This is a genomic window from uncultured Phascolarctobacterium sp. (assembly GCF_937920985.1).
Lineage (GTDB): Bacteria > Bacillota > Negativicutes > Acidaminococcales > Acidaminococcaceae > Phascolarctobacterium_A.
The window spans coordinates 1-17,074 of sequence record NZ_CALDXR010000046.1; the positions used below are offsets into that span (position 1 = coordinate 1).

At 46.7% G+C, this 17,074-nt stretch carries 17 protein-coding genes and 1 riboswitch; of the genes, 14 read left to right on the forward strand and 3 right to left on the reverse strand.

Translation table 11 applies throughout. From position 1 onward, the window contains the following. Positions 1–348: 348 nt before the first annotated feature. The 11 genes from Q0612_RS08150 to Q0612_RS08200 all read left to right on the forward strand — a co-directional run bounded on the left by Q0612_RS08150 (position 349) and on the right by Q0612_RS08200 (position 12,044). Positions 349–2,334 (forward strand): TonB-dependent siderophore receptor, encoded by a 1,986-nt coding sequence (locus tag Q0612_RS08150; protein WP_298883177.1) that lies wholly within the window; start codon positions 349–351, stop codon positions 2,332–2,334. Between the two features lie 100 nt (positions 2,335–2,434). Further along, the gene (locus tag Q0612_RS08155; RefSeq protein WP_277259294.1) at positions 2,435–2,689 is read left to right on the forward strand and encodes a hypothetical protein; all 255 of its coding nucleotides are present in this window, start codon (positions 2,435–2,437) and stop codon (positions 2,687–2,689) included. Beyond that, positions 2,686–3,237, forward strand: coding sequence for a hypothetical protein (locus Q0612_RS08160; RefSeq protein WP_210684351.1), 552 nt, complete (start codon positions 2,686–2,688; stop codon positions 3,235–3,237). The genes Q0612_RS08155 and Q0612_RS08160 overlap by 4 nt, the downstream gene beginning before the upstream one ends. 168 nt (positions 3,238–3,405) lie before the next feature. Beyond that, complete coding sequence (locus tag Q0612_RS08165; protein ID WP_298883198.1) at positions 3,406–4,212, forward strand: PD-(D/E)XK nuclease family transposase; 807 nt, start codon at positions 3,406–3,408, stop codon at positions 4,210–4,212. A gap of 660 nt (positions 4,213–4,872) precedes the next feature. After that, a complete protein-coding gene (trpE, locus tag Q0612_RS08170) occupies positions 4,873–6,336 on the forward strand; it encodes an anthranilate synthase component I (RefSeq protein ID WP_298883201.1) in 1,464 nt (487 codons plus the stop codon). Between the two features lie 3 nt (positions 6,337–6,339). Continuing rightward, entirely contained in the window at positions 6,340–6,906 is a 567-nt protein-coding gene (locus Q0612_RS08175) for an aminodeoxychorismate/anthranilate synthase component II (RefSeq protein WP_298883204.1), read from the forward strand. 276 nt (positions 6,907–7,182) lie between these two features. Beyond that, a riboswitch (Lysine riboswitch) is annotated at positions 7,183–7,348 on the forward strand. A 94-nt stretch (positions 7,349–7,442) separates the two neighbouring features. Further along, entirely contained in the window at positions 7,443–8,213 is a 771-nt protein-coding gene (gene dapB, locus Q0612_RS08180; protein WP_298883206.1) for a 4-hydroxy-tetrahydrodipicolinate reductase, read from the forward strand. A 20-nt stretch (positions 8,214–8,233) separates the two neighbouring features. Next, positions 8,234–9,271 carry an aspartate-semialdehyde dehydrogenase gene (locus Q0612_RS08185; RefSeq protein ID WP_298883209.1) on the forward strand — a complete coding sequence of 346 codons (1,038 nt, stop codon included), beginning with the start codon at positions 8,234–8,236 and terminating at the stop codon, positions 9,269–9,271. Between the two features lie 109 nt (positions 9,272–9,380). Beyond that, positions 9,381–10,601, forward strand: a complete 1,221-nt coding sequence (dapG, locus tag Q0612_RS08190; RefSeq protein ID WP_298883213.1) for an aspartate kinase — start codon at positions 9,381–9,383, stop codon at positions 10,599–10,601. 142 nt (positions 10,602–10,743) lie between these two features. Next, positions 10,744–11,640 carry a 4-hydroxy-tetrahydrodipicolinate synthase gene (dapA, locus tag Q0612_RS08195; protein ID WP_298883217.1) on the forward strand — a complete coding sequence of 299 codons (897 nt, stop codon included), beginning with the start codon at positions 10,744–10,746 and terminating at the stop codon, positions 11,638–11,640. Next, on the forward strand, positions 11,637–12,044 hold the full coding sequence (locus Q0612_RS08200) for a CGGC domain-containing protein (protein ID WP_293690941.1): 408 nt from the start codon (positions 11,637–11,639) through the stop codon (positions 12,042–12,044). Before dapA ends, Q0612_RS08200 begins: the two co-directional genes overlap by 4 nt. 80 nt (positions 12,045–12,124) lie before the next feature. Here the strand turns inward: Q0612_RS08200 and panF are convergent, their stop codons facing one another. Together panF and Q0612_RS08210 are read right to left on the reverse strand one after the other, a co-directional pair. Next, positions 12,125–13,624 carry a sodium/pantothenate symporter gene (gene panF / locus Q0612_RS08205; RefSeq protein WP_298883224.1) on the reverse strand — a complete coding sequence of 500 codons (1,500 nt, stop codon included), beginning with the start codon at positions 13,622–13,624 and terminating at the stop codon, positions 12,125–12,127. Next, positions 13,617–13,880, reverse strand: a complete 264-nt coding sequence (locus Q0612_RS08210; RefSeq protein WP_021719700.1) for a YhdT family protein — start codon at positions 13,878–13,880, stop codon at positions 13,617–13,619. Before Q0612_RS08210 ends, panF begins: the two co-directional genes overlap by 8 nt. 181 nt (positions 13,881–14,061) lie before the next feature. Here Q0612_RS08210 and Q0612_RS08215 point away from each other — a divergent pair, with 181 nt between their 5' ends. From Q0612_RS08215 to Q0612_RS08225, 3 genes are all read left to right on the forward strand, one after another. Continuing rightward, positions 14,062–14,469: a hypothetical protein gene (locus Q0612_RS08215; protein ID WP_298883231.1), complete on the forward strand. Its 408-nt coding sequence runs from the start codon at positions 14,062–14,064 to the stop codon at positions 14,467–14,469. Beyond that, positions 14,459–15,268, forward strand: a complete 810-nt coding sequence (locus Q0612_RS08220) for a Cof-type HAD-IIB family hydrolase (RefSeq protein ID WP_298883234.1) — start codon at positions 14,459–14,461, stop codon at positions 15,266–15,268. Before Q0612_RS08215 ends, Q0612_RS08220 begins: the two co-directional genes overlap by 11 nt. 143 nt (positions 15,269–15,411) lie before the next feature. Next, the gene (locus Q0612_RS08225; RefSeq protein WP_367181719.1) at positions 15,412–15,702 is read left to right on the forward strand and encodes a metal-sensing transcriptional repressor; all 291 of its coding nucleotides are present in this window, start codon (positions 15,412–15,414) and stop codon (positions 15,700–15,702) included. 44 nt (positions 15,703–15,746) lie between these two features. Here Q0612_RS08225 and Q0612_RS08230 read toward each other — a convergent pair whose 3' ends face one another. Then, positions 15,747–17,057, reverse strand: coding sequence for an MATE family efflux transporter (locus Q0612_RS08230; protein WP_367181718.1), 1,311 nt, complete (start codon positions 17,055–17,057; stop codon positions 15,747–15,749). Between the last annotated feature and the right edge of the window lie 17 nt (positions 17,058–17,074).

A 17,074-nucleotide genomic window follows, 5' to 3' on the forward strand; every position in this document is an offset into this window, starting at 1 on the left:
ATGCTTGCCAATAATGAAAGCATAGATAAGATTGTTAAGTACTCTAAGCTTTCGGTGAAGGAAGTACGTGCGCTGGCAGCTAAAATGAGCGCCTAGGGATACAAACTGATAAAAAATGATCACCGCTATGATTGAAGACGAATCTGGCGGTGATTTTTATTTGCAAAAATTTTCATAAAAATATTGACTATGAAGTAGCTATATACTTTAAAATAAGATATAATATTATCTAGATGAGCTGATATACAAATATTTTTTACCGATTGTGAAGCTTGTTGCATATGACCATGAAAGACTGGGTGTGCTGGGGCTTTTCAATAAATTTTTTTGATAGGAGTATGAGTAAACATGAAGAGTAATTTTTCCAAGGGTTTATTGATGACGGCCCTCATTACCGGTAGTGTAATATGGGGGGGTACAAACGTATTTGCTGAAGAGCTGCAGGAGTATTCGTTAGACCAAATGGTTGTTACAGCAACAAGAACAGAAAAAAAAGATTTGGATATTCCTGCTGTTGTAGAGGTCTATGGCGAAGAGCAGATTGAAAAAAGCAGTGCTGGCAATGCTTATGATGTATTGCAAAATACATTAGGCGTTAATACACAATCTCAAGGTTTTAACGGTACCGGTATGGGAACAATGACCAGTAAGGTTATGATTCGTGGCGTTGAAAAGGGTACTTTGGTTTTGGTCAATGGTGTTCCGATGAATCAGGACGGTAAGTATAACTTGGAGGATATTCCGTCTGAATCCATTGAAAAAATTGAGGTAGTAAAAGGCGGTGGTTCTGTATTATATGGCAGTGAAGCTACCGGCGGTGTAATTAATATTATTACCAAGAAAGCAATGAGCAATACTGTTAAAGTTGCTGCAGGTAATTTTGGTAAGCAACGCTACAATGTAAGTGTCGGTGCAGATAAATTTAATATTGTTGCCGGCTATGAGAAGCGTGGTAAAGCCGATAATATGAGTGGCTATGTTGGCAAACCTACTGCTAGGACTACTGTATATGATTATGGTAAAGGTGATAGAAAAAGTGTTTTGTGGAACTGGAAAATGCTTGATGGCTTAACCTTTACGCATAGTTATTCAAATAACAAGCATGAATACTGGCAGAAAAAAGCGTTGTCAGGCGAGCGTACGCAAAATAATTATTATGAAGATACCGACAATATGTTCTTACTTCAATACGATAAAGATGGTTTAAAGGCTAATGTATCTTACGGAACTCAGGAAAAATCATATGATCGGTCTAATTTTTCGAAGGGTGCATGGTCCGCAAAGACTCCTTATAGCTGGCGCAAAGGACATAATACAAATATTGATTTACAAAAAACATTTGATATGGGAGAAAACAAATTGTTAATCGGTGCCGGTTATCAAAAAGAAGATATGGATTTATTCTCTTCAAGCAATAATAAAAATAGCACCTATCAACGTGATAACTATTCTGTCTATGCTTCTTATGATTGGAAGGTATCCGATAACTCCAATTTAATTTTTAATGCCCGTGAAACGTGGGCAACAGGCTGTGACGGCTATCAGAAGGATAATAAAACCGGTACTAGCAACTATACTCATAACGACAACTTAAGCAAATTTACTCCTGAACTGCAATATATTTATAAGGTGAGCGATGATAGCAGTTTTTATGCAAAGATTGGTAAATCATTCCGTTTGCCTAATTTGACTCAACTTTTCGGTAACGGTAATATGAATCCTTCGCTTGATCTGAAACCTGAACAGGGAACACATTATGAAATCGGTTATAAATCGAATATCGGCAAAGGCAACTTGCGATTTGCTTTGTTCAATTATAAAATCAAGGATTCCATAGACGCTAAAGTAAACTATGATAACGACGGCTTTGTTGATGGAGTAGACTATTTCAACGAAGATGTTAAAAACACTGGTGTTGAATTGTCTTATGCAATAACGCATGATGATAATTGGTCAACACGTTGGGGTGCTACCTACCAAAATCCTAAAGCTCAAAATATTCATAACTATGGTGATATGGATTGGCATCAAATTTATAATAAATATCAGCTGCAAGGAGCTGTTGATTATACGCAAAGTAAATTTGCTGCTAGCATGTCTGTAAACTTTGTAGGAGACAGGATGTCTACCAGAGCCTCTATAGACAAACCGCAAAGAGAACTCAAGCCGCAATGCTTTACTGATTTGCATTTCACCTATGCACCTGAGAAAAATCAAAAGGCATTTTTGCACATTAACAACATATTTGACAGATTAGATATTACGAGTAACAGTACATCGAATTTTTATTCCTTGGGCCGTAACTTCATGGTTGGCTATGAATATAGCTTCTAACACTTAACCCTACGGCGGCGCCTTTAGCGCCGCCACTTTTATATAGCTTTTTCTGAACCTGTAAATATGCTATAATACGTATGAAAGGATGGTGCTTTATATGATTTATCCATATTTGACATTAAATGATGGAACTGAATACACGCATTCGGAAATGAAAGCGGACGGTACTGTTTTAGTATACGTAGAAACACCTGATGCAGAAGATGGATTTCACAGCCTTTTATGCGTTTTACCAAAATACGAAATCAAAGATGTAATTGGCTATACAAAAGATGAACAGGAGAAAATTTTAGCAAGAATCAAAAAAAATGCTCATTTGATAATTAAATATTCGCAAAGGGGTGCAAAATGAAAAAGATAACTCTTTTAATCTGCCTGATGCTCTGCGGTCTTTTTGTTGTTGGCGGAGCAACTGCCAGCGCCGCAGGCAAGAAGCCTATGGATAAGGAAAAGGCAGTGAACGGCCTGCATGACAGCTTCCTCTTCGACAAGGAAGAGCTTGGCGAGCTTTTTGACAGCGGCATCAGCTACATGGAGCTGAAAAAGCTGTGCCTGCATGCGTACGCAGCGAAAAAGCCGGTGAAGGAGGTGGCGCAGCTGCGCGATAAATACGTGTGGACGCGCGTTGATTATCTGCTGGGACTGACACCGGAAAAGCTGGCGCGTGCCGAGCATGAGTACAAGGTTGACCGCATCCACCGCTTGTTTGGCCTGGATAAAAAGCTGGTGGACAAATATATGCGCATGGGTTACGCTTCGCATCAGGTGAAGCGTGCAATGTTCCTGGCGCGCCACTGCGACAAGAGCGTGGAGGAGCTGCTGGCGATGAAAACACGTCAGCAAAAATGGGGCGACATCTGCGAGCAACTGGGACTGCCACGTGATGCGTGCATGAAATAGTAAGTTTAACCTGAAACCTTGGGGCGGTGCGCTTGCGCCGCCTTTTAATATACTGCAAAAATAAAAGTGAATTTTCAGAAAAATATCTTGACTATAGTAACCTTCTCTGCTAATATAATAAGCACAAAGACTAGTCAGAAGAATCAGAAGAAAGGCTATGAATAATAAATGGTAAAAATAAAGCAAGATTTATTGAATTCCATTAAAGAATTTACGCTTATGGATGACCCGTTCATGACCAAGGTTTTTGAAGATGATATAGAGCGCACGCAATTAATATTGCGGATTATTTTAGAAAATGATACAATCAAAGTAAAGAAAGCATCTACACAAAAACGTCTTAAAAATCTTCAGGGAAGGGACTTACAGCTTGATATTTTAGCTGAAAAAGCTGATGGCACCAAGTTCAATGTCGAAGTACAGAATGAAAGCAGTGGCGCCATTCCTCAAAGAGCGCGCTATCATATGAGCCTGTTGGATGCCAAAAGCTTGCCGAAGGGTGAGTATTTTGACAAAATCCCTGAGAACTATGTTATTTTCATTACAAAGGAAGACGTGCTTAAAGGACTGTTGCCGATTTATCATATTCATAGAACGATAGATGAGAATGGTAGCAGCTTTGCAGATGGCTCGCATATTATCTACGTTAATGCCAAAATTCATAATGACACTCCGTTAGGAATGCTGATGCATGACTTTTGCTGCAAGAATCCTGATGATATGCATTATAAAAAGCTTGCTGAAAAAATTAGATACTTTAAAGAAGAGAAGGAGGGCTTGGATAAAATGGGCGATGTAATGGAAAAGCTTATAGCGAAACGTGAAAAAGAAGCTATCAAAAAGACGGAAAAAGAAGCTCGTATTAGCTTTGCTAAAGAAATGCTTGCCAATAATGAAAGCATAGATAAGATTGTTAAGTACTCTAAGCTTTCGGTGAAGGAAGTACGTGCGCTGGCAGCTAAAATGAGCGCCTAGGGATACAAACTGATAAAAAATGATCACCGCTGAGATTGAAGACGAATCTGGCGGTGATTTTTACCTCCAAAGTTTTTCGCCTGTAGAAGAAAAAGTACTTGAAATTCAGAAGTTTTTCGTTTAGAAAAGAAAAACTTTGTATTTTTGGTGAGTTTTTCTCATGGAGAAGAAAAAACTTACGTAATATATACCTTGCTTGCTGTTGCGCAGTTATTTTGAAATTGTAACCTGCTTTACATTATTTACTGCAAAATAATCGGAAACACGCAAAGTGTAATATTTTCTTGACACTATTAATGCAGAGTGATACACTAGGCACAACTTCAAAAAAGACCACAAACCGTTGAGACGGAGATCAAGTCAGCAGATGCGCTTACAGAGAGTTCGGGCAGGTGGAAGCCGGATAGAGATGCAGGCTGATAAATGGACCGTTGAGGGTGCTGTCAAATCGCGCAGGCGAGAGTATTCGGCAACGTTACACCGGCGTTAAGGGTGAGGAATGTGTCAGCATTCTGCGAGAGAGCGCCGATGTACGGCGAAGCAAGGTGGTACCGCAGGTATAAGTATTTATAGCCTGTCCTTGATATTGCTCAAAGCGAGCAGTACGAGGGCAGGCTTTTTTTGTTGACACGGGTGTAAATAAGCAGATGAGGTGAAAAAATGTTGAATTTATCTTTGGAGCAGGTCATGCAGTATGCAAAGGACTACAAGGCTGTACCGGTAGCGAAGGAATGCCTGGCGGATATGCTGACGCCGCTGGCATTTTTGGACAATGTAAGACGCAGCAGCCGCAATTACTTCCTTTTGGAAAGCATTGAGGGCGGTGAGCACTGGGCGCGTTATTCCTTTGTAGGCTATGATCCTGTGCTGCGTTTGAAAATAACCGACGGTAATGCGGAAATCATCAGCGGTGCCGCCGTGAAGTATCAGGAAAACGATCCCTTGGGCTGCATCCGCCATATTCTGGAGGAATACAAGGCACCGCAGATTGAAGGCCTGCCTAATTTTACCGGCGGGCTTGTAGGTACCTTCGGCTTTGATTTTATGCGTTACTGCGAGCCGGATATGCGGGTAAATAAAGAACGCAAGGCGGAATTTGCCGATGTCGATTTGATGCTGTTTGATAAGCTGATTGCCTTTGACCATCTCAAGCAGAAGATTTTCCTGATTGTGAATGTCAAAACAGATAATGCTGCCATCAACTACGCTAAGGCAGAGCGCGAAATTGCGGCGATGGAGGAAATGCTGCTGCAGCCTGTGCAGCCGAAGAAGCCTGTAAAGGCTAAGCTGGGCGAGTTCACCAGTAACCAGAGCCGTGAGCAGTATAATAAAAGTGTGCTCCGCTGCCAGGAATATATCAAAAACGGCGATGCCTTTCAGATTGTGTACGCGCAAAAATTCAGCGCAACCTATGACCAAAGCCTTTTCAGCGCTTACCGCTATTTGAGAACGACGAACCCTTCGCAGTACATGGTGTTTTTACATAATGACGATATGGAAATCGCCGGCAGCTCGCCGGAAACGTTGGTGAAGGTGGTTGGCAAAAAGGTCATCATCATGCCGATTGCGGGCACACGTCGCCGCGGACGTACGAGCGAGGAGGACCTGGCGCTGGAGCAGGAGCTTTTAGCAGACGCCAAGGAGATTGCAGAACATAATATGCTGGTGGATTTGGGGCGCAACGATGTGGGCCGTGTCTGTGACTTTGGCAGCGTCAAGGTGAGTGATTACAAGGCGATTAAGCGTTTTTCGCACGTTATGCATATCACGAGCAAGGTTACAGGACAGCTGAGTGCCGATAAGGACGCCTTGGACGCGCTGCGGGCAGTATTCCCGGCAGGCACGCTGAGCGGAGCGCCGAAGATTCGTGCCTGCGAGATTATTGACGAGCTGGAGCCGGAGCGCCGCGGTATTTACGGCGGTGGCATGGGTTATCTTGATTTTGGCGGTAACATGGATATCTGCATTACAATCCGCACTATGGTTAAAAAGAACGACAGGGTTTATATTCAGGCTGGCGGCGGTATCGTTGCGGATTCCGTATTGGACAATGAATTTCAGGAGACTGTGAATAAGGCGGGCGCCTGTATGACAGCACTGCGCATGACGGCAGAGGAGGAGTAAGGAATGATTTTGATTATAGATAACTACGACAGCTTTACTTTTAATCTGTATCAGCTGATTGGCGAAATCAATCCTGATATCAAGGTTGTGCGCAATGATAAGCTGACGCTTGAGGATATCAGAGCTATGCAGCCGGACCATATTATTATTTCGCCAGGGCCGGGTAATCCTAAGCAGGCAGGTATTTGTCTGGAGGTGATTCGCCAGCTGGCCGGTGAGTTCCCGATTTTGGGCGTCTGCCTGGGGCATCAGGCGATTGGCGAGGCCTTTGGCGGCAATGTGGTGCATGCGCCGGAGATTGTGCATGGTAAGGCGGATAAGGTGTATTTGGCGGCAATAAGCCCTATCTTTAAGGATATGCCGGATTGCTTTGAGGCGGCGCGCTATCATTCGCTGATTGTGGAGCCGGAAAGCCTGCCGGAATGCCTGGAGGTTACGGCCAAAACGGCAAAGAATGAAATCATGGCGCTGCAGCATAAAACGCTGCCGGTGTATGGTGTGCAGTTCCACCCGGAGTCGATTATGACGCCGCAGGGACGGACGATTTTGAAGAACTTTTTGAGCCTGTGAGCTTTGCGCAGGGCGTGACGTTGTACGTGCGCTCTGCGTTTTCTATTACGAGAAAAGTGAACTAGGTGAAAAAGTTCGTAATAGGATGTGTGCTGAAACGGTAAAATGGGAGAATGCTATTACGAGAAAAGGGAGAAAATGCCAAAATCTCGTAATAGAAATCATTATACCTTCCCTTTTTGTAAAATCTTTACACTTGCTGTTATAAGAAGATGCTAATAATTTTCCTCGTTGACAAATAGCAGTAACAGTAATATAATTTTTTTAATAGCAAACCATTAAGATAGAGGCGCGGAAAGCATGAGTAGGTTGTGGAGCGGGAGCTGAGAAGCATCACAAAAGGGCTAACGCCGAAGTGCAATGGCAGCCGTGTCGTTGTGCTGGGCCGTCAGTGAAAGCTGCCGGACTGTCGCTGCATCTGCAGCGGAGGGCTATCTCGGCTATGGGTGTGAATATTTATTTGACATGCTAACCGTTGAGATAGAATCCAAAGGAAATATCTCAACGGTTATTTTTATGATTAAGGAGTGAACGACATGATTCGTGTTTTGGTAAATGGTGCGCTGGGCCGTATGGGCGGCGAGGTATGTAAAAAAGTATATAGCGAAGCTGATTTGGAGCTTGTTGGTGCTGTAGATATTAAGGAAGGCACTGTGCATCTGGGTGATGGTGTTAAGGTAACGACAGACTTGGTTGCTGCCATTGAAGCTACTAAACCGGATGTTGTTGTTGACTTCACCCGTCCTGATGTTGTAATGGGCAATCTGCGCAAAATGCTGCCGCTAGGCGTGCACGCTGTAGTAGGCACAACAGGCTTCAGCGATGCAGATTTGCAAGAGGTTGATGAGCTGGCACGCAAGCACAACACCAGCCTGTTGATTGCACCAAACTTTGCGCTTGGTGCAGTTGTAATGATGAAGCTGGCGTGTGAGGCTGCCAAATACTTCCCGCATGTGGAAATTATTGAAAAGCATCACGATAATAAGCTGGATGCTCCCAGCGGTACGGCGATTATTACCGCACAAAAAATTGCTGAGGTGCGCAAGGCTATGCATCAGGGCAATCCTGATGAAAAGGAAACCATGGCAGGTGCGCGCGGCGCGGATTACGAGGGCATGAAGATTCACAGTGTACGTCTGCCGGGTTACGTTGCTTCCCAGGAGGTTATCTTCGGCGGTCAGGGCGAAACTTTGAAAATCAGTACTGATCCTGTAAACCGCGAATGCTACATGCCGGGCGTTGCACTTGGCTGCCGCAAAATTGTTGACCAAGTAGGCCTGGTATACGGCTTAGATAAATTACTCTAAATAGTGAGGGGGAGAATTTTATGAAAAAGTATAATGTTGCTATTTTGGGCGCTACCGGTGCTGTTGGTACTGAATTTCTGAAGCTTATTGAAGAAAGAAACTTCCCGTTTGCAGAACTGCGTCTGCTGGCTTCCAAGCGCAGCGCAGGCAAGCAGATTGAATTTATGGGTAAAACATATACTGTGCAGGAGGCTACCAAAGACTCCTTCGAGGGCATTGATATCGCTCTGTTCGCAGGCGGCAGCGTTTCCAAGGAGTTCGCTCCGTACGCTGTAAAGGCTGGTGCCGTTGTTATTGATAACTCCAGCACCTTCCGTATGGACCCCGAAGTGCCGCTGGTTGTGCCTGAGGTTAACCCGGAGGACATCCTGAAGCACAAGGGCATTATCGCCAACCCCAACTGCTCTACCATTATTATGGTTATGGCACTGAAACCGCTGTATGACCTGGCACGCATTAAACGTATTGTCGTTTCTACCTATCAGGCTGTTTCCGGCGCCGGCAAGGAGGGCATTGACGAGCTCACCGACCAGACCAAGGCTTACAGCGAGGGCCGTGAGATGGAGGCACACATTCTTCCGTCTGCAAGCCTGCCGAAGCATTATCCGATTGCGTTTAACCTGATTCCGCAGATTGATGTTTTCCTTGACAATCTCTACACCAAAGAAGAGATGAAGATGATCAACGAAACCAGAAAGATTATGCATGATGACGAAATGCGCATCACCGCTACTACCGTGCGTGTGCCTGTATACCGCAGCCACAGCGAATCGGTAAACATTGAATTTGAGCATGATCTGGAGCTGAAGGATATGGCAGCTGCTATTGATGCCTTCCCCGGCGTTCAGATGATGGACGATCCGTCCAATCAGGTTTATCCGATGCCTTTATATACCTCGGAAAAATATGACTGTTTCGTTGGCCGTCTGCGCCGCGATGAGTCCAATCCGAATACCTTCAACCTGTGGGTAGTAGGCGACCAGATCCGCAAGGGCGCTGCGCTGAACACTCTGCAGATTGCCGAGGTTATGATTAAAAACGGCTGGTTAGAAAAATAATAATGCACCTCTGCGTGTAAAGACTACCGGCGTACAGCTTGTACGCCGCAGCCTTTCCAGCATCCGGTACATTTTGCATTTGAATATAAACAGATGAGGAGCAATTTACATGAAAATCATTGTACAGAAATTCGGCGGCACCTCCGTCGCGAGTGAGGAAGCCCGCGTTGCAGTTAAAAACAAGGTACAGCAGGCTATCCGCAACGGTTACTCCCCGGTAGTAGTTGTTTCGGCTATGGGACGCAATGGTGCGCCCTACGCAACCGATACTCTTATCGGTACCCTGAAGGACGTTAACCTTTCCGTTAATGTGCGTGAGATGGATATGATGATGTGCTGCGGCGAAATCATTTCCTCCTGCGTAATGGCAGCAACTCTGCAAAAATTCGGTATCAACGCTATGGCGCTCACCGGCGGTCAGGCAGGCATCATCACCGATTCCCAGTTTGGTGCAGCACGTATCAAAAATATCAATACCTCCGGTCTTATCCGCCTTTTGGAGGCAGGCATCATTCCGGTTGTCTGCGGCTTCCAGGGCATGACGGAAAACAACTATAAATTTACGACCTTGGGCCGCGGTGGCAGCGACACTTCTGCTGCTGCACTGGGCGCTGCACTCAAGGCTGATTTTGTAGAAATCTATACTGACGTTGAGGGCATCATGACTGCTGACCCGCGCATTGTCGAGAAGGCTAATATTCTGCAGCAGATTTCCTATGCCGAGGTTTGCCAGATGGCGCAGAACGGTGCGAAGGTTATTCATCCGCGTGCCGTGGAAATTGCCATGGGCAGCAATATTCCCATGTATGTTAAATCCACCTTTAGCGATGCTCCCGGTACTCTGATTACCAGCGAACGCATCGGTCAGGGTAACGGCGGCGAAATTGCGATTAACGAATCCTGCGCCAGTGGTGTGGCTCATCTTAACGACCTGGCACAGTTCCGCATAGACCTGAACCCGCAGGATATTACTGCAGGCCGTAATCTGTTCGAGGATCTGGCGGATGCAGGCATCAGCGTAGGCTGCCTGAACTTGTCGGAGAAGGAAGCAATGTTTGCAGTCTTCTCTCCCGATGTAGAGCACACCTGCAAGGTGCTTAATGAAACCGGCTTTAAATATACGCTGAACGAAGGCTGCGGCAAGGTTTCTGTTGTCGGCAGCGCTATGCGTGGCGTGCCCGGCATTATGGCTACCTTTGTAACTGCGCTTGCCAGCCACAATATCGCTATTCTGCAGACTGTGGACAGCGATACTACGATTTCCGCAATCGTTAAAGAGGAGCATTTGGTGGAGGCTGTGAAGGCATTACATGAAGCCTTTAAGTTGTAGTCTGTGTATAAAGCACCGTCTGCATCGTTATGTTTCCAAGACGTACGTGAAGTACGCCGAAAAATTATAAAATTTATTTAGATAATAAGCAATATAGCATAGAGAATTTTAGTTTCTATTAGTTTTAAGAGGTGGAATTACAATGAACAAACCGTATTTTGGTAGATTATTAACGGCAATGGTTACGCCGTTCAACGCTGATGGCAGCATCAATTATGAAGCTGGTGCAGATTTTGCCGACTGGCTGCTGGCTAACGGCAGTGACGGCTTGGTAGTAGAAGGCTCTACCGGTGAAGCTGCAACCATGGACATGGATGAAAAAATAAAATTCATGCAGACCATCGTTGCACGTGTCAACGGCCGTGCCAAGATTGTTGCCGGTGCAGGCACCAACTGTACTGCCAGCACTATTGACCTGGTTAAAAAAATGGAAGCCTGCGGTGTTGACGGCGTGCTCGTAGTTGGTCCGTACTACAACAAACCGACTCAGGAAGGCTATTACCAGCATTTTGCAGCCGTAGCAAAGGCTACCAAGCTGCCGATTATCGTTTACAATGTTCCGGGACGTACCGGCGGCAACATTGCTCCGGAAACTGTTGCACGTCTGGCAGCAGATTTCAGCAACATTGTGGCTATTAAAGAGGCAGCAGGCAATGTAGCACAAACTGCAGAGCTGTATCGTGTGCTGCCGGAAGATTTCTCTATTTACAGCGGTGATGACGGCCTGATTCTGCCGTTCATGTCCGTTGGTGCCTGCGGCTTGATTTCCGTTCTGGCCAACGTTAACGGCAACCTGCTGCAGCAATTAATGCAGGCTTATAGCGAAGGCCGCGTGAAAGACGCTGCGGATATCAACAAGGTTATGGTGCCGTTGGCTAAGGCTATGTTTATAGAGAGCAATCCGATTCCTATTAAGGCTGCTGTTACCAAGGTTACCGGTATTGATGCCGGTGCTCCGCGTCTGCCGCTGACTCCTATCAGCGCTGCCGCTGAGGCTAAGCTGGATGCAGCTTTAAAAGCAGCAGGCATGATAAAATGAGCAAGCTGGTAGTAATTATCCAGTGCGATACGGTGCAGCAGCGTTGCTGCGGCTACAACTGTACGCACGCCTTTTACAGCCGTGAGGGCAAGTTTGCCGGTTATCCCGAGGATACGCATTACATGAGCTTCACCTGCGGTGGTTGCTCCGGCGGTGCGCTGACGGTTAAGCTGGAGAACCTGGCGAAGCGCCTGCGCCGCTTTAAGGAGGAGGGGCAGGAGATTTGCGTGCATCTTTCTACCTGCATGGTATCGGATAATTCGCATAAGCCGCCTTGCCCGCATCTTGATTACATCCAAAAGATTTTAGCGAAGAAGAAGCTTACCAATATTGTTCATGGTACCTACGTTTCCAAAACGGCCACCAGACGCCGTGAGGAAGGTATCTACAAGGATTTTGCATAAGCTTTGTTTAAGCAAATGAAAAACACCCTACGTATTGCCGTTGGCAATGCGTAGGGTGTTTGTGATTTTAGGCGTATTTATTATTCGTCGTCAAATTTTTCGGGGAAGAAGATGCGCAGTGTTTTTTCATCAACTGTCTTGCCGAAGCTGTTGCCGATGAAGAAGCACAACAAGGAAAGACCGATGCCGAGTACAATCTGATGCAGATCGAGCACCTTGATTTTGAAGACCATAGCCAGGCAGTAGATGATAACGCCGCCGCCCATGGCTGCAATAGCGCCGCATTTGTTGGCCTTGGGCCAGAAAAGACCGAAAATCAGCACCCAGAAGAAGGCTGTTTCCAGACCGCCGAAGGCAAACATGTTAATCTGCCAGATAACGCTGGGCGGTTTGATGGCGATGGCATAGACCAAAAGGCCGAGGATAATCGTTGCGCCGAGGCTGTAAAGGCGTATCTGATTATTGCTGAGCTGTTCTTCGCGCTTGCCCTTGATGTTCATGTAAACGTCCTTGACGATAGAGGAGGACGAGGAAAGCAGCAGCGAGGATACAGTGGAAATGGTTGCGGCAATCGGTCCGATGATGATAACGCCGGCCCAGAAGGGGGTGAGGCTGTGCACAATGGCAATCGGCATGATGTTATCAACGCTGTTGCCGTAGGCTGCAATAGGTCCGGTCAGGATGCCTTTGCTGATGACACCGATCCAGGTTGCGACCAGCGTCATAGCACCGATAACGACAGTACCGATAATCATAGCATTGTGCAGCGCCTTGGTATCCTTGTAGCTGATGCCGCGGACAACGGACTGCGGCAGCGACAGCGTACAGATGCCGACGAGCAGCCATTGGCTGATATACAGAGAAATAGGCATTTTGCCGCGGGAGAGAGGCTCGAGCATATCGGGATGCTGCGTGCTGATGTAGCTCATGATTTTGTTGAAGCCGCCGCCTGCGTGCATCATACCGCCCATGAGGATGCACAGGCCGACGATCATGGCGATGGCGCAGCAGGCATCGGTAACGGCAACGCCTTTAAAGCCACCGATGGTGGTGTAGATGACAACTATCAGGCCGAACATCGTGAGGCCGGTGAGATAAGAAAAGCCGGTTACTGCTTCGAAGAGCTTGGCGGCGCCGACGAACTGTGCCACCATGGTGGCGCAGAAGAAGGCGACAATGACAACTGCTGCCATGTTCGCCAGAAAGTCCGAATGATAGCGGGCACGCAGCACGTCAATAACGGTTACGGCGTCAATCTCACGCGCAATCAGGGCAATTTTTTTGCCGAACACGCCTAAAACGAGGAAGATAACGACTACCTGCACGATGGCCATGTACAGCCAGCCGTAGCCGATAACCCAGGCTACGCCCGGACCGCCGACGAAGGTGCTTACGCTGCTGTAGGTGGCAGCGGTGGTCATAGCCAGTACAAAGCCGCCGAGAGTACGGCCGCCGATGAAGTAATCCTTGGCGAAATCCTTTTGTCTGTTTTCCTTTGACGTGCGCTGGATATAGGCGCTGATGCTCAACAGAATCAGCAGAAAGGCCAGTGCTGGTAAAATATTTAAAATACTACTCATGCTGCTTATCCTCCGTGCTGTCATCCAAATCAAAGTTGACAAAAACCTTCTTTGTCAGAAAAACGGTAACGGCGATGGCAAAAAGCCAGGTGCCGACACAGCCGCCCCAAACCCAAAGAGGTGTATGCCAGAATGTAATATTGCTGTCTGCCAGTCCAAAGCCTGCCAGGCACCAGAAGATGATGACGGCGATGGTGGCGATAACAGTAGCCAGAGCTTCGCGGTTGGCCTGGCGGAATTTATCACTGCGCTTCATATAAACTGCTCCTTTCGTACAGACAATGCTGTCTGCTTACGTTAATAAATTTATTTTACCACAAAATATGCAGAAATACTTGCAAAATATGCTTAAAAGCATCATAAAATATCAGACGCCTGGTGTAATTTGACGGCTGTCTGTGTTATAATGTATCTTGGTGATTAATTTGAAGAAAACAATGTATAATTTAGCTACAATGTGGCTGACGCTGAGCGTCATTTTTTTACTATGTGAATATGTAACCGGTATGCTGCAGGTTGTTACCCTGGGCGGTCTTGTGGCAGGCTCCTTTATCGAGGGTGCTTTTATGTGCCTGGGATTGAAGCTGATGCATGTTATTGTTGACAAGCAGTTTTTGCTGACTAGGCTGCAGGAGCTGGCCAAACGCAGAAATGACTCCCTGAAGGCTATGCTGGTGATGGCTGCCTTCTCCCTGGAGGGTGCCGTAACTGTTTGCCGGATGCTGCCGGGTTATGACCTTAACTTTGGCATTATGCACGGTATTTTTCTTTTGCTGCTTTATCCGGCAGCAGCTATATTTTTGGATAAATTGATGTTGAAGGAGCAGATGGAGCATGGAAATTAAGCTGATTGCCAGCGATATGGACGATACACTTTTGAATAAGGACTGCCAGATTTCTCAGCGTAACGAGGCAGCTATCAGAAAGGCACTGGACGCAGGCAAGATTTTTTTGATTGCTACGGGCAGAATGTACGTTTCCGTGCGTCCCTATGCGCAAAAGCTGGGCCTTGATGTGCCGCTTGTTACCTATAACGGCGCTCTCGTTAAGGGCAGTCTGAGCGGTAAGGTTTATTACGAGCACAAGATGAAGCTGTCTACAGCCAACGAGGTACTGGAGTACTGCCGCGAGAAGGGTTATTACCTGCAGCTTTATGTGGGTGACAGCATTTTGATTAAGCAGGAGAACGAATGCTCCCGGATGTATACCAAAATCAGCGGTATTCAGACTACTGCTATCGGTGAGGCGCTTTATCATACGGATGAAGAACCGTATAAGATTCTTGTTATGACCAAGAGCGAGGAATTTGCCGCTGTATGGCAGCAATTTAAAGAGGATTTTGCCGGCAAGCTGGATGTTACCAGCTCTAAAGACAATTTCCTGGAGCTGATGGAGCCCGGTGTCAACAAATGGGAGGCGGTAAAAAGCGTAGCGGCAAGCTACGGCGTACAGCCGCAGGAAATTATGTGCATCGGTGATTCCAATAACGATGTGAAGATGATTGCCAATGCCGGTATCGGCGTTGCTGTTGCTAATGCTAAGGACAGCGTGAAGCAGAATGCAAAAATCATTACGGCATCCAATAATGATGACGGCGTGGCTTTGGTAATCGAAAGCATTTTGACGCCGCAGGCAGAGCAATAAAATGAGGGAGCGTGTTTAGTGCGCTCCCTTTTAATAATGTAGAGATAAGGTTGGTGACAGTAATGGCAGAGGAAAAATCTTTATTGGAATATGTGCGCAGTCAGGCGGAGCTTACGCAGCAGGATGATAAAAAACAGCAGACTTTGCAGGAAGCTCATACACACGCTCACAACCATCCTAATAAGAAGAAGGTTGTCAACCGCCTGGCACGCATTGAAGGACATGTGCGTTCTATCAAGACTATGGTAGATAACGACAGGGATTGCTCGGAGGTACTGATTCAGATAGCTGCGGTGCGCAAAGCGCTGGATAATACAGCCAAAGTTATCCTGAAGGACCACTTGGAGCATTGCATTTTTCATGCTATCGAAAAAGGTGAGGGCAGCAAAAGCCTGGAGGATTTTGAAGTGGCCATTGACCAATATCTGCGCTGAAGTTAAAAAAACTGCACGTTAAGAACGTGCAGTCTTGTTTGAGATTACGCCAAAGCTACTCTTTGCTGCAGCTTGGGAACAAAAAACAGTAAAAAGCTGCTGCGAGCAATATAGAAGATGAGGAAGGCCAGCCACAGGCCGATGTTGCCATAAAGCGGAATGAGTGTAAAGTAGGCGGTAAGGTAACAGCCTGCTGTAAGCAGCATGGAGATGCAGATAGGCTTGGTGTAGAGCGCACCATTGAATACGCCGTAGTAGACGATACCGAGTGCGCTGATAAGCGGGAAGAAGGCTATAAACAAATCGTACTGCTGCGCCGTGGCAATAACGCTGTGCAGATTGGTGAAGCAGCCAAGAATGGCGTGACGGCAGCAATAATAGCCAACTGTTTGCAGCAGGCCGAAGCCGATGGCCCAGATAAAGCTGATGCGCAGCGTATCATTGAGCATGGAGCGGTCGTGCTCGCCGAAGGCAATGCCGGAATAGATGGCACCTGCCTGCGAAAGGCCGGTCAGAATATCGCCCATAATGAACTGTATCTGGAACAGAATAGAATTAGCGGCCAAAAGCTCACCGCCGAAGGCTGAGCTTTGATGCATAAAGCTATTGACCATGATAATCATGCAGAACATACGCACGGTGAGATGCGAACCGCACTGCAGCATCTGACGGCAGGTGGGACCGGAAAAGATTTTTCGCAGTGGAACTGCTGTCAGCGGCAGGGGCTTGTGCTTGGCGTAAAAGTACAGGACGGCCAGAAAGCCGGTAATATTGGCGATGCAGGTGGCAGCAGCAACGCCGGTTACCTCGTAATGCAATACAATGACAAAGAGTACGTCCAGCAGCAGGTTGATGACGTTGCTGGCAAGTGCGGTGAGTACCGCGATACGTACATGCAGTGTGCCGGCGAACCATCCCTGTGCTGTCTGAAAAACCAGCGTCAGCGGCATAATCCAGATGAGCATGCGATAATATTGCTCCAACATAGGCTTGGTTGCTGCGTCGGGATTGAAGAGCAGTAATGCTGTCCGCCAGATAGGCTCCTGCAAAATTACGAGCAGAAGGCCGATACCGAAGGCTGCAAGCACTCCGCGGATAAAAGCACCGGCGAGCAGCTTGGGATCGTGCTGACCTAAGGCCTGCGCTGCAAAGCCGCTGGTGGAGATTTTCAAAAAGCCGAAGAGCCAATAAACGGTGCTGAAGATAACAGCACCCAGCGAAACAGCGTTGATATAGGTATAATTGCCAAGATGACCTACAACTGCTGTGTCGACTGCGCCCATAAGCGAGGCCGCCATTGTAGAAAAGGTAAAGGGAAGACTTGTTTTTATAAACTTCATGTGAGATAATTTCATTGCTGCACCACATTCCT

Coding starts and splice junctions, on each gene's coding strand:
- Q0612_RS08160 (WP_210684351.1), top strand. CDS start 2,686: ATGAAAAAGATAACTCTTTTAATCTGCCTGATGCTCTGCGGTCTTTTT.
- Q0612_RS08155 (WP_277259294.1), top strand. CDS start 2,435: ATGATTTATCCATATTTGACATTAAATGATGGAACTGAATACACGCAT.
- Q0612_RS08230 (WP_367181718.1), bottom strand. CDS start 17,057: ATGAAATTATCTCACATGAAGTTTATAAAAACAAGTCTTCCCTTTACC.
- Q0612_RS08150 (WP_298883177.1), top strand. CDS start 349: ATGAAGAGTAATTTTTCCAAGGGTTTATTGATGACGGCCCTCATTACC.
- Q0612_RS08185 (WP_298883209.1), top strand. CDS start 8,234: ATGAAAAAGTATAATGTTGCTATTTTGGGCGCTACCGGTGCTGTTGGT.
- Q0612_RS08200 (WP_293690941.1), top strand. CDS start 11,637: ATGAGCAAGCTGGTAGTAATTATCCAGTGCGATACGGTGCAGCAGCGT.
- Q0612_RS08210 (WP_021719700.1), bottom strand. CDS start 13,880: ATGAAGCGCAGTGATAAATTCCGCCAGGCCAACCGCGAAGCTCTGGCT.
- Q0612_RS08215 (WP_298883231.1), top strand. CDS start 14,062: ATGTATAATTTAGCTACAATGTGGCTGACGCTGAGCGTCATTTTTTTA.
- panF (WP_298883224.1), bottom strand. CDS start 13,624: ATGAGTAGTATTTTAAATATTTTACCAGCACTGGCCTTTCTGCTGATT.
- Q0612_RS08165 (WP_298883198.1), top strand. CDS start 3,406: ATGGTAAAAATAAAGCAAGATTTATTGAATTCCATTAAAGAATTTACG.
- dapA (WP_298883217.1), top strand. CDS start 10,744: ATGAACAAACCGTATTTTGGTAGATTATTAACGGCAATGGTTACGCCG.
- Q0612_RS08175 (WP_298883204.1), top strand. CDS start 6,340: ATGATTTTGATTATAGATAACTACGACAGCTTTACTTTTAATCTGTAT.
- Q0612_RS08220 (WP_298883234.1), top strand. CDS start 14,459: ATGGAAATTAAGCTGATTGCCAGCGATATGGACGATACACTTTTGAAT.
- trpE (WP_298883201.1), top strand. CDS start 4,873: ATGTTGAATTTATCTTTGGAGCAGGTCATGCAGTATGCAAAGGACTAC.
- dapB (WP_298883206.1), top strand. CDS start 7,443: ATGATTCGTGTTTTGGTAAATGGTGCGCTGGGCCGTATGGGCGGCGAG.
- dapG (WP_298883213.1), top strand. CDS start 9,381: ATGAAAATCATTGTACAGAAATTCGGCGGCACCTCCGTCGCGAGTGAG.